This is a genomic window from Photobacterium sp. GB-72 (assembly GCF_003026095.1).
In the GTDB taxonomy this organism is placed as follows: domain Bacteria; phylum Pseudomonadota; class Gammaproteobacteria; order Enterobacterales; family Vibrionaceae; genus Photobacterium.
In genome coordinates, this window is record NZ_PYNV01000010.1 from 61,053 (window position 1) to 73,057 (window position 12,005).

14 protein-coding genes are annotated in these 12,005 nt (G+C 42.9%); 7 read left to right on the forward strand and 7 right to left on the reverse strand.

Annotated elements, in window-relative coordinates:
- Positions 1–4: 4 nt before the first annotated feature.
- Positions 5–1,219, reverse strand: coding sequence for a bifunctional phosphopantothenoylcysteine decarboxylase/phosphopantothenate--cysteine ligase CoaBC (gene coaBC / locus C9J40_RS12480; RefSeq protein WP_107207442.1), 1,215 nt, complete (start codon positions 1,217–1,219; stop codon positions 5–7).
- A gap of 233 nt (positions 1,220–1,452) precedes the next feature.
- On the opposite strand from coaBC, the gene radC reads away from it, so the two are divergent.
- The 6 genes from radC (at position 1,453) to C9J40_RS12510 (ending at position 5,379) form a co-directional block, all read left to right on the forward strand.
- Positions 1,453–2,127, forward strand: a complete 675-nt coding sequence (gene radC, locus C9J40_RS12485) for a DNA repair protein RadC (RefSeq protein ID WP_107207443.1) — start codon at positions 1,453–1,455, stop codon at positions 2,125–2,127.
- A 172-nt stretch (positions 2,128–2,299) separates the two neighbouring features.
- Positions 2,300–2,536 (forward strand): 50S ribosomal protein L28, encoded by a 237-nt coding sequence (rpmB, locus tag C9J40_RS12490; protein ID WP_005371944.1) that lies wholly within the window; start codon positions 2,300–2,302, stop codon positions 2,534–2,536.
- A gap of 13 nt (positions 2,537–2,549) precedes the next feature.
- Positions 2,550–2,717: a 50S ribosomal protein L33 gene (gene rpmG, locus C9J40_RS12495; protein WP_005371942.1), complete on the forward strand. Its 168-nt coding sequence runs from the start codon at positions 2,550–2,552 to the stop codon at positions 2,715–2,717.
- Positions 2,718–2,888: 171 nt separating this feature from the next.
- Entirely contained in the window at positions 2,889–3,407 is a 519-nt protein-coding gene (locus tag C9J40_RS12500; protein WP_107247051.1) for a hypothetical protein, read from the forward strand.
- A 15-nt stretch (positions 3,408–3,422) separates the two neighbouring features.
- Positions 3,423–4,232, forward strand: coding sequence for a bifunctional DNA-formamidopyrimidine glycosylase/DNA-(apurinic or apyrimidinic site) lyase (mutM, locus tag C9J40_RS12505; protein ID WP_107247052.1), 810 nt, complete (start codon positions 3,423–3,425; stop codon positions 4,230–4,232).
- A gap of 142 nt (positions 4,233–4,374) precedes the next feature.
- Entirely contained in the window at positions 4,375–5,379 is a 1,005-nt protein-coding gene (locus C9J40_RS12510; protein WP_107247054.1) for an NAD-dependent epimerase, read from the forward strand.
- Positions 5,380–5,410: 31 nt separating this feature from the next.
- On the opposite strand, the gene coaD is transcribed toward C9J40_RS12510, so the two are convergent.
- Genes coaD through C9J40_RS12525 form a run of 3 tightly spaced genes read right to left on the reverse strand, consistent with a single transcriptional unit; the run spans position 5,411 to position 7,744 of the window.
- Positions 5,411–5,893 (reverse strand): pantetheine-phosphate adenylyltransferase, encoded by a 483-nt coding sequence (gene coaD, locus C9J40_RS12515; RefSeq protein ID WP_107207447.1) that lies wholly within the window; start codon positions 5,891–5,893, stop codon positions 5,411–5,413.
- A gap of 8 nt (positions 5,894–5,901) precedes the next feature.
- Positions 5,902–6,678: a glycosyltransferase family 2 protein gene (locus C9J40_RS12520; protein WP_107207448.1), complete on the reverse strand. Its 777-nt coding sequence runs from the start codon at positions 6,676–6,678 to the stop codon at positions 5,902–5,904.
- Positions 6,679–6,685: 7 nt separating this feature from the next.
- Positions 6,686–7,744 carry a glycosyltransferase family 9 protein gene (locus C9J40_RS12525; protein ID WP_107247055.1) on the reverse strand — a complete coding sequence of 353 codons (1,059 nt, stop codon included), beginning with the start codon at positions 7,742–7,744 and terminating at the stop codon, positions 6,686–6,688.
- Positions 7,745–7,833: 89 nt separating this feature from the next.
- On the opposite strand from C9J40_RS12525, the gene C9J40_RS12530 reads away from it, so the two are divergent.
- Complete coding sequence (locus C9J40_RS12530) at positions 7,834–8,538, forward strand: 3-deoxy-D-manno-octulosonic acid kinase (protein ID WP_107247057.1); 705 nt, start codon at positions 7,834–7,836, stop codon at positions 8,536–8,538.
- A gap of 41 nt (positions 8,539–8,579) precedes the next feature.
- Here the strand turns inward: C9J40_RS12530 and waaA are convergent, their stop codons facing one another.
- Genes waaA through C9J40_RS12545 form a run of 3 tightly spaced genes read right to left on the reverse strand, consistent with a single transcriptional unit; the run spans position 8,580 to position 11,990 of the window.
- The gene (waaA, locus tag C9J40_RS12535; protein ID WP_107247059.1) at positions 8,580–9,854 is read right to left on the reverse strand and encodes a lipid IV(A) 3-deoxy-D-manno-octulosonic acid transferase; all 1,275 of its coding nucleotides are present in this window, start codon (positions 9,852–9,854) and stop codon (positions 8,580–8,582) included.
- Positions 9,855–9,860: 6 nt separating this feature from the next.
- Positions 9,861–10,892, reverse strand: a complete 1,032-nt coding sequence (gene waaF, locus C9J40_RS12540) for a lipopolysaccharide heptosyltransferase II (protein WP_107247060.1) — start codon at positions 10,890–10,892, stop codon at positions 9,861–9,863.
- A gap of 15 nt (positions 10,893–10,907) precedes the next feature.
- Positions 10,908–11,990 (reverse strand): glycosyltransferase family 4 protein, encoded by a 1,083-nt coding sequence (locus C9J40_RS12545; protein ID WP_107247062.1) that lies wholly within the window; start codon positions 11,988–11,990, stop codon positions 10,908–10,910.
- Between the last annotated feature and the right edge of the window lie 15 nt (positions 11,991–12,005).

Sequence of the window (12,005 nt, forward strand, 5' to 3'; positions counted from 1 at the left end):
TGCTCTATTGTTTCGCTTGTTGGTAAAGGTTAATAATTTCATTGACTAATTGCAGCCCAAGCTCTGATTTGGCAGCAAGAGGTAGTGCTTTATCACCGTTAGACCAGTAAAGGTGTAGCGCGTTGTTATCACTATTAAAGCCTTGGTCTTGTACCGACACATCGTTGGCGCAAATCATATCAAGGTTTTTCTTTGCCAGTTTACCACGTGCATATTGCTCAACATCTTGTGTCTCTGCTGCAAACCCGACCGTAAATGGGCGGTTTTCTGTTAAGGCCGCTACGCTGGCAACAATATCAGGGTTTTTCACTAACTGAATCACCATCTCATCATTACCGTCTTGTTTTTTCATCTTTTGAGTTGCGAGATGAGCTGGACGGAAATCTGCAACGGCAGCACAAGCAATAAAAATGTGGTGATTAACGGCATGTTCAAGTGCCGCTTGGTGCATCTCTTGGGCACTACTGACATTAATACGCGTTACACCATCAGGTGTGGTTAAATTTACTGGGCCACTGATTAGGGTGACGTTTGCACCACGCTTTGCTGCTGCTTGAGCAATGGCGTAGCCCATTTTTCCTGAGCTGTAGTTACTTAGATAACGTACTGGATCAATCGCTTCTCGTGTAGGACCTGCCGTTACCACAATATTTAGACCACTAAGGTCTTGTGGCTGAAAAAAGTCTTCGCAGCAATGTACCAGTTGCATGGGTTCTAGCATACGACCAGGGCCTACATCACCACAGGCTTGCTCACCACTTGCAGGTCCCCAAATACGGCAGCCGCGACGTTGTAAGGTGGCAATATTCTCTTGTGTTGCGATATTGCGGTACATTTGCTGATTCATCGCAGGGCTAACAGCGATTGGTGCATCGGTTGCGAGACACAGTGTTGTCAGTAAGTCATTGCCCATCCCCGCACTCATTCGAGCAATCAGATCCGCGGTCGCAGGAGCTAAGAGAACTAAATCTGCCCATTTAGCTAATTCAATATGACCCATGGACGCTTCTGCGGAAGGATCTAGCAAGCTATCTGAAATGGGGTGGCCTGACACGGCTTGCATGGTGAGTGGGGTTATAAACTCTTTTGCAGCTGTGGTCATGACAATGCGCACTTGCGCCCCACGTTCAATAAGTCGTCGGGTGAGCTCTGCACATTTGTAAGCAGCGATACCGCCGCTAATGCCGAGAAGAATTTTTTTTCCTGCCAGTGTTTGCATTCGTCTGCCTGTGTCTTGGGCTTATAAATTGGCAACAAGATACCACCAAAGTAATTTTTGATCATCGATTCGGATCAACTCTGAATTGAATGGGAAGTTGTATGCCTCGCATTTTGAGTACTGAATATTTTATTGATTACTTTTTCGCTGTGACTGTTTTCTAAAAAAGCGTCTTGTTAGGTTGTGATAATGGTGTCGGCTGTTTTGCTAGTGGCATATCAATGGGAGGGATTATGTCATTAAAGCAATTACCAGCCGCATCGCGACCGCGAGAAAAATTATTATCTCATGGCTCTGATGCATTAACCGATGCTGAATTATTAGCCATTTTTTTACGCACCGGTACTCAAGGAATGAATGCACTGGAATTAGCGACCCATTTACTGGATGAGTTTGGATCTCTTCGAGCACTGCTTGGTGCTGAAAAACAGATATTTTGTCAGGTTAAAGGTTTGGGACCGGCAAAATTTGCACAATTGCAGGCAGTTTTAGCACTGAATGAGCGGTATCTAGAAGAAACTTTAAAAAAAGATGATGTCCTCACAAGCCCGCAAAATACCCGTCGATATTTAGCGAGAAAATTACGTGATAAACAGCGTGAAGCCTTTTATATCCTGTTTTTAGATAACCAGCACCGAGTGATCACAGGAGAGGTTTTATTTGAAGGAACGATCGATTGTGCGAGCGTTTATCCACGTGAAGTTGTAAAAAGATCACTAGAACTTAATGCAGCAGCGCTCATTTTAGCGCATAATCACCCATCAGGCGTCGCTGAACCTAGTCAGGCTGACCGTCGAATAACGCGCAAAATCAGTGATTCGCTGGCTTTGGTCGATATTCGTGTTCTGGATCATTTTGTTGTTGGTGATGGAGAGATTGTTTCTTTCACCGAGCGTGGTTGGCTATAAAATAGCCGATTTTTCGATAAAAAAGTGAGAAAGGATCTGCTCGGGACTTGAGCAACTGGTTTTGACTTAGTATAATGCGCGACCTTTGATAGCTGTGGTTATCTGTGAAAATTATTTTTACAGTGAATTTCTACAGTAGATATCGAGCTGAAACGATTTGGAGAAGACAGTAATGTCCCGAGTATGCCAAGTAACTGGTAAGCGTCCTGTAACGGGTAACAACCGTTCACACGCACGTAATGCCACCAAGCGTCGTTTTCTGCCGAACCTGCAAACTCATCGTTTCTGGGTAGAAAGCGAAAAACGCTTCGTTAAACTACGCCTTTCTGCGAAAGGCATGCGTATCATCGATAAGAAAGGCATTGATGTCGTTCTTGGTGAAATGCGTGCTCGCGGCGAGAACGTTTAAGAGGATTTAAAGAATGGCTAAAGGCATTCGTGAGAAGATCCGTCTAGTATCATCTGCTGGTACAGGCCACTTCTACACTACCGACAAGAACAAGCGCAACATGCCAGGCAAATTTGAGATCAAGAAATTTGATCCAGTAGTTCGCCAGCACGTGCTTTACAAAGAAGCTAAAATCAAGTAATTGGTTTTATCAATCTTTGATAAAAACCCAGCCTAGCTGGGTTTTTTTATATCTATTACTTTTCTATTTAACACCGCTGACTTCCTTTTTGTTACTTATTTATCTGCCAATGGTGCAATGACCTTACCAGTGTTATCTTTATTCTCATTAAGATAAGACAGGAATGGATGAATGCGCTTAACTCGACGTGGCTGGAATAACATTATCATCATTGGTGTATTGTGCTTTATCGCGATAATTAAATTGCCCGATTTACTTCGCGAACGATTTACCCCCAAAGAAGCGGTGACACAAACTGTTACCGAGCAAGTAAATAATATTCCCAATACTGTTTTTGTCCTCTCGCCAGATCTTTTGATTCAGCGGGTTGTTTTTCCACATTTTACGCTTAAGCAAAGTAACGGGCAGTGGCAAAGCTCGTCTAAGTTATCGATTTCAGCCAGTGAGTTAATACAACGTTGGCAACATCTACAAGGCACTGTGGTGGATGAAGCAACAATATCAAAGTTAAGTTTACAGTTACCGCCTCCACAGACGATAGAAGTTTTGGGGGAGCAACAAATAGAACCGATTCGATTAACAGTTTATGCCTTACCTAAATTTTGGTTGTTCAATAATGGTCAACAATGGGTTGCTGTGTCTGTTGCTGCGGATTATCTGTTTCCGACGTCTGTATCAAATAACCAATAAAAACGAGATTGAGTCATGCCTGAATTACCAGAAGTAGAAGTGAGTCGAATGGGGATATCTCCTCATGTCATCGATCAAACGGTAAAACAAATTATTATCCGTAATCCTCGATTGCGCTGGCCTATTCCTGAAGCGATTAAAGCGATAGAAGGGCAAGTGATTCGTGGGGTGACACGTCGCGCTAAATACTTGTTACTAGAAACGGATGTCGGTTATGCGATTGTACATTTAGGGATGTCAGGCAGCTTACGCGTTTTACCCGTCGGAACCCCGGTTGAAAAACACGATCACGTTGATTTGGTTCTGACTAGTGGTGAAGTGCTACGCTATAACGATCCTAGGCGCTTTGGCGCGTGGTTATGGGAAGAGAAAGGGGTAATACACCCTGTGCTTGAGAAAATGGGCCCAGAGCCGCTGAGCGACGATTTTAACGTAGAATATCTACATGAAAAAGCACAGGGAAAACGGACAGCAATAAAACAATTTATTATGGATAATCATGTGGTTGTTGGTGTGGGTAATATTTATGCCAATGAATCTCTGTTTGCGGCTGGTATTCACCCTAAACGTGCGGCTGGCAAAATCTCACTTGCTCGTATGACGAAGCTGGTGGCAGAGATCAAATCGGTATTAGCCTTTGCCATTCAACAGGGCGGTACGACATTAAAAGATTTTAAAAACGCAGACGGAAAACCGGGATATTTTGCACAGGAGCTGCAGGTGTATGGTAAAGCAGGTAAACCTTGCCCTAAATGCGGTAAGGCTTTAAGTGAAGCCAAAATAGGTCAACGCGCGACAGTGTTCTGCAGTGATTGCCAGAAGTAGGTTCGATAATAATTAACCTAGGTATCATTATTATTGAGTCAGTTGGTTTGGGATTAACCTTTGTTGATTGTTCTAAAATGGTATTATGCCCACAGTATTTAGGTTGAGTAGCGCATAATGAAGCGTTATTGAGGATAGAAAAATGAAATATCTCATCACTGGTGTTGCTGGTTTTATTGGTAGTGCAATCACCGAACGTTTATGTGCTCAAGGCCATCAAGTCATTGGTATCGATAATCTTAATGATTACTACGATGTATCACTTAAACAAGCGCGTTTAGCTCGTATTGCTCATCCAAGTTTTACTTTTATCGAATTAGATCTAGCGGATCGTGAGGGTATTGCTAACTTATTTGCAGAGCAGCAATTTAACCGCGTTATCCACTTAGCGGCACAAGCAGGCGTACGTTACTCGATTGATAATCCATTGGCCTATGCTGATAGTAACTTGGTGGGACATCTCACGATTTTAGAAGGTTGTCGTCATAATAAGGTTGAGCATCTGGTTTATGCGTCTTCAAGCTCAGTGTATGGCTTAAATCATAAGACACCGTTTAATACGGCAGATAGCGTTGACCATCCCATTTCACTTTATGCTGCAACTAAAAAATCTAATGAGTTGATGGCACATACCTATTCGCATCTTTACGGTGTTCCAACGACGGGCTTACGCTTCTTTACTGTTTATGGCCCATGGGGGCGTCCAGATATGGCATTGTTTAAATTCACCAATGCGATCATGGAAGGTAAAGAGATCGATGTGTATAACCATGGCGATATGCGCCGCGATTTCACTTATATCGATGATATAGTTGAAGGTGTGATGCGTATTCAGGATGTGATCCCACAGCCCAATGCTGATTGGACAGTAGAAACTGGCTCACCAGCAACCAGCTCTGCCCCATACCGCGTGTATAACATCGGTCACGGCAGCCCTGTAAAACTGATGGATTATATTGAAGCGTTGGAAGAGGCATTGGGCATTGAAGCGAAGAAAAACTTCATGGACATGCAACCGGGTGATGTTTACATGACGTACGCAGATACAGACGATTTATTTAAAACGACGGGCTATAAGCCTGAAGTGAAAGTCAAAGAAGGTGTAAAAGCCTTTGTTGATTGGTATCGCGAGTTTTACAACAAATAAGGAAAGGCGCATAAAGCGCCTTTTTTAATGTCTATTTTACAAACTTTTCTAATAATGCTTCAGTAATGAGTGGATCAACAAACTGACTGACATCCCCTTTGTGTAATGCGACTTCTTTAACAATGGTTGAAGAAATGAAGGAATTTTCTTCTGCTGGGGTTAAGAAGACAGTTTCTAGTTCTGGCATCAAACGACGATTCATATTGGCGAGCTGAAATTCATACTCGAAATCGGATACTGCACGCAGACCACGGACTAGAATGTTGGCGTTGCGCTCTTTAGCAAAATCAACCAACAGCCCTGAAAAACCAACAATCTCTACATTATCTAGGTGTTTGGTAATTTTACCTGCTAGTTCTACGCGTTCATTAAGATCAAACAGTGGCTTTTTACTTGGGTTAAAAGCAACGCCAACAATCACATGATCAAACATTGCAGCTGCACGCTCAATTAAGTCTAAATGACCGTTGGTAATAGGATCGAAAGTGCCAGGATAAATTACTCGAGTTGTCATAATTGTCGTTACTTCTTGTGCTTTAGGTGAAGACCTAAGTATTTATTTAGGACGTATTGGGCGTTTATACAAGCAATAATAAACCCATGCTTACCGTCTAGAAACCCAGCTTTAAGAATGTAAGTTCGAATAAAGCTAAACATAGAGTGGATAACAGCAGAGGCAATAGATGATTTTTTGCCTTTTAAAAACTTTTCTTCAGCCCAAAGCTCTGCATACTTTTGTTGTTTGCGCTGAAACTCAAAGAAATCTTCAAAAGTGTAATGTTCTAAATTACCCGTTAGTTTTTCGACTTTGCCATTAGCAGGGATCACAATAGACTCATGTACTTTGACGTCATTATATTGGGTTTCATTGCGACGATGTAAACGCGAGATCCAATCTGGATGCCAACCAGAATGATGAATAAATTTACCAAATGCTGTGCTGAGTCTATTAACTTGATAAACCGTATTGATGTGATTGCTTGCGACAGCTTGTTGAATCGATAGACGTAGCTCTGGCGTTACTCGTTCGTCAGCATCAAGCCATAAAATATAATCGCTCTCAACATATTGTTGAGCACGTTGACGTTGCATACCAAAACCAGGCCAATCATGACTGACAAAAAATTTGTCAGTATATTGGCGTGCAATGGCTTCTGTTGTATCGCTACTGCCAGAATCAAGGATCACGATCTCATCAACCCAATCTTTTACTGAGTTTAAACATGCCGCCAGATGCTTGGCTTCATTTTTGACAATCAGTGCAACAGCAAGGCTTGGTTTGGTGTTTTGCTGGTTCATTGTTTTCTCACTGTGATTGGGTCAAAGTTAAGGGGTCGATGATGGTATCAAGTTGGGTGATAACATCCTCAACAGAAATTGCAGCCATAATATCACTGCCTTTCACTCGTGCTCCCCAAGGAAGTTCTGAGACAGGTTTGCCATAATGCTTTTCTGCAAATTGTTGATACACACTGACGACATATTGTTGGCTAAGATAAGGGCCTGTGCGTGTTGGATTACTATGCCCGTACAAACCGATCACTGGAGTGCCCTGTGTGGTTGCTAAATGGGCTGGACCTGAGTCGGGAGCGATAACAACCGTTGCGTATTTTAGTAATGCGGTTAACTGGATCAGGCTTGTTTTACCAATAAGGTTAGTAATAGGGTGATGGCAATGTTGTATGATCTTCTCACCTAACGTTTGCTCACGTTGTGTCGGTGAACCACATAGGATGACATTTAATCCTTTGCTAACGGCATGATCTGCAACGGCAGCATAGCGCTCTATAAGCCAGTTACGCTCATCTTTACTAGCAGCCGGTGAGATGATCAATGTTGGTTTGTTAGTATATTGCTGAGCAAAGGCCATATCTTCACTTGATAATGGGATCTGCCAATCTGGAGTTGTAAAAGGTACGCCTATGTAGCGAGCAAACTCAGCAAAGTTATCAAGTACATGAGAAGCATTTGTTTGTGGCAGCTTTCTATTCGTAAAGAGCCATTGTCCCTCTTTGGCTCTTTGGCGTGAAAAGCCAACTTTATAACGTGCTTTAATTCCTAAAGATAATAGGCTTGCGCGTAGCGCTACTTGCATGTCGAGTAAGGCATCAAACTTTTGATCTTTCAAGGTATTCCAAACTTCCTTGATCCCTTGCCAGCCTGCTTTTTTATCAAAACTAACCACCTTAACATTAGGCAGTGTACCCACAAGCTGAGCTTCTGTTTTGCCCACTACCCATGTAATACTGGTTTCTGGCCAATGTTTTTGGATAGCTTGTACTACAGCGATCGCATGACACACATCACCAATAGCGGATAGCCGTAAAATACAGATGGATTGAGGCGCAGTGGTAAACAAAGCCATAGTGATACCTAATAAAAAGTGGTTAGCGAATTATGCAGTTAGCGCTGGTAATTGTAAAATAAACCAAAATAAACAGGAGAAAGACAACAGTGCAGAAAATTAGCCATGAACAGCAAATGATATGGTTTGATGACAATTATTTAACTGTTGATCCGCATTGTTGCTTTGAGATTGATTTTTGGCGTCAACAAAATGCAATTGTCGGTTCGGCGCAAGGACGGGGCACGACTTGGTTCGTTGCTGGCGATAAAATGGAAATGGCATTGCGTCATTATCGTCGTGGTGGCCTATTTGGTAAGTTGGTGAGTGACAGTTATTGGTTTACTGGTTGGGATAAGACCCGGAGTTATGCTGAATTGATGCTGCTAAAAGTCTTACGAGAAGGTGGGGTAAATGTTCCTCGTCCTGTGGCCGCAAAAGCGGAAAAGAAGGGCTGTGTTTATCGCGCAGATATTTTGGTTGAGAAAATTCCTAATAGCCGTGATCTCGTTGCGCTACTTATCAAGTCATCTTTGCCAAGTTCGGTTTGGCGTCAAATTGGTATTATGATCCGTAAGATGCATGATCTGCAGGTTTGCCACACCGACTTAAATGCCCACAACATCTTGCTTGATATGAAGCAGCAAGTTTGGTTGATTGACTTTGATAAATGCTATCAGCAACAGGGTGAAAGTTGGAAAAAAGATAACTTAGCCCGTTTAGAGCGCTCATTTATCAAAGAAGTGAAGAAGCGTAATATTCAATGGCAAGCTCAAGATTGGCAAGCGTTATGCGATGGCTATCAGCAAGGTTAGGGATGAAGTAGCGATGAGTGTGGGCTCTCATCGCTATAAATTTAATGCAGGTAGTCAGTAATGCTATCAATGGTGCGTTGCACTGCGCCCTGATTTTGCTCTACCACTTTTTTAGCGTTTTCTCCCATCACTCGCTGACGTTCTGGGTTATCAAATAACTCAATCACTTGCTGTGCTAGCTCGGTGCTATCTTGGCAGACTTCTATCGCGTTAGCTTGCAGTAGTTGCTCTGTAATATCGATAAAGTTGTAGTAGCTGGGGCCTGTGATAGCAGGTTTTCCTACTGCGGCAGGTTCGAGTAGGTTATGTCCACCGACTTTATCACCGATCAAACTTCCCCCGATAAATGCCACATCACTACTAGCAAGAAGTAATAGCATCTCACCCATGGTATCGGCTAAATACACTTGGGTTTGTGACGTAAATTCAGTGTTATTAGTACGACGATGAACGGACAATTGAAATTGCTGTTTTGCCAATATTTCAACATCATTGAAGCGTTCAGGGTGACGAGGAACGATGATGAGTAATGCATTTTCGTTGTGCTGCAATATCGTCTTAAAAGCCGTAAATACCTGCTCATCTTCACCTTTGTGAGTACTCGCAGCAATGAACACAGGGCGATCTTGACCCAGTTGTGAACGTAATTGTGCTGCGTGCTCAAAGACCGTTGGCGTAATAGTAAGATCGTATTTAATCGAGCCTGTTACCGTAACCTTCTCTTTGGCCGCTCCAATATCGATAAAGCGTTTTGCATCGTCTTGATGAAGACAAAGAATGCTATCGACATTATTGAGTAGTGGTTGGGTAAAAAACGCTGCCGATTGATAACGTTGAGCAGAGCGTTCTGATAAGCGAGCATTAGCTATTACAATTGGAATCTGCTGTTTTTTAACAGTTGCTAGCGTATTGAGCCAGAGTTCTTTTTCAACAATCAACATTAGTTTAGGTTGCACCGCTTTGAGAAAGCCTCGTACACACCAAGCAAAATCAATCGGCATGTAGCGGTGTTCAACCAAATCACCTAGCTTGGCTATTTGCTCGGCGCCAGTACTCGTTGTTGTCGTAACCACGATAGCTTGTGCTGGATATTGCTCTTTTAGCGCTTTGATTAGCGGCGTGATGGCAATCGATTCACCAACCGATGCGGCATGGACCCAAATAGGTTTCTGACCATTAACTGCTGGCGTAAAACCAAAGTGCTCTTTCCAACGCTTACCAAAACGAGGTTTCCCCAGCTTTTGTTTGTATAGCCCAAACAGAAGTAACGGGGAAGCCAGAGCAAGCAGTAAGGTATAAACGATTCTCAGTAACATATTCACTTACGCTTGTTGTAACTTATTGATCGCAGCAACCACTAAATCAGGTGTTAGCTCTGTTAAACACTTCAAATGACCTAATGGACACTCGCGCTTAAAGCATGGGCGACAACTGATATCGGTATTTAATACTTCAACATGCTTAGCTAGCGGTGGGGTATAACCCGGTGATGTTGAGCCGTATAACGCCACGATATTACAGCCAACAGCGGCTGAAATATGCATCAGGCCAGAGTCATTGCTAACGACGGTTTTACAGGCGGAAAGTAAATCAATTGCCTCGATTAAAGACGTATTACCAGCAAGATTTTGGCAATGCGTTTGCATTTCCTGCGGCAGGCTGGCTTTTATTTTATCGGTCACTTCACGATCTTTTGCTGAGCCGAATAACCATACTTGGTTACCTTGCTCTATCAGCGTTGCGGCAGCTTTTGCAAAATGTTGCTCCGGCCAACGTTTTGCTGGACCAAATTCAGCACCTGGACATAAGCCAATCACGGTTCTTTCTTTGTTTAAGCCGAATTTAGTTATCGCTTCATTTTGAGTTGTGGCGTCGATGGTAAGCTTTGGATGTGGCATATCAGTTAAACAGCCCGAGCCTGTCATTTCCGTTGCCGGATGCGCGAGTGCAATATAGCGTTCAATCATCAAATTGAATGATTTTTTGTTATTGCGCAGATCATTAAGTAAACCGTAACGCATCTCACCTTTCCAGCCGGTACGAACTGGGATCTTGGCAAATAAGGGGATTAATGCTGATTTGGCTGAATTAGGTAAAACATACGCATGATCATAGTTGTCATCGCGAAGAATTTTACCTAATTGATAGCGAGCAAACAGATTGAGATCGCCATGGCCAAGCGGCATTTCAATCGCTTGATTGACCTCAGGCATGCGTTCAAGCACGGGCTTACACCAGCCGGGCGCCATCACATTAATGATAGCGTCAGGGTGAAGCTTTTTAAGCTCGGTATAAAGACATTGCGACATTACCATATCGCCAACCCATGATGGGCCAATAATTAATATTTTCACATTACAACCGTTGGTTTATACGCTTTGAAAGAAGTTCAGCTGCTGCTTTGTTGTTTCTTGGATTGAAAAATGGGCTTTTAATCGTTGTTGTGCATTCTGTCCCATTTCAACGCGTACTGTTTTAGATTCTGCTAATTGTTTAATTTTATCAGCTAATGCTTGAGGATTATTGGTTTCAACCACAAATCCGGTTTTACCTTCTTCTACTAACTCTTTACTGCCGCCAGTAGTTGTGACAACGGACGGTTTTGCCATTGCCATCGCTTCGATAATTGTTTTGGGTAGACCTTCACCGCTAATAGATGGCTGCACTTGGATATCGGATGTCGCCATGATTTCAGGTACATCAGAGCGATAACCTAAAAAGTGAATACGATCCTGCATGCCACTGTTTGCTGCTAGTTGATCATTTTCTTCCGTATCCATATCACGACCAACGAGTACCAGGTGTAGATTGTCGATATCGGCTAATTGCTTAGCTGCATCAAGCAGAACATGCACGCCTTTGGATTTACGTGCATTGGCGACACAGGTAACAATAATATCATCATCGGTTAAGCCGATTTGCTCACGTGGCAGAGCATCTGCTTGATACCAAGCTAAGTCATGACCTTTGTAAATGGTTTGAACTTTTTCAGGTGCTAGCTTAACAACGCTTCGTACAGACTCTGTAACCGCTTCTGCGACGCAAGAAATACCATTCACGCGAGGATGAAGATGGGTTAAATATGATGATGGGTCATGACGGTAAATACCACCAACAGTGCCACGGTAGCTAATAAGTTTTGTATCCGGAAAACCAATACAAGCAAACGCAGCGTTAGGGATAGTTTTAGAGTTAAGCGCATACACCACATCATAATGGTGTTGGCGTAGTTCATGACGAATTGTTTTTATTGTGTTGAAGCAAATTTTACGACTTGGGTAGCAATCGATAACCGTTATTCCAGCTTCACGAAAACGCTCGACATAAGGCGCATCACCTTGGGTGATAATCGTGACTTCGTGACCTTGTTTGACCATCTCGATACACATTTCGGCTTCTGGTCTAACGCTGTTCCAAGCATCCATATAGGAGCTTATTATCATTATTCTCATTATTTTGCTCAGTCG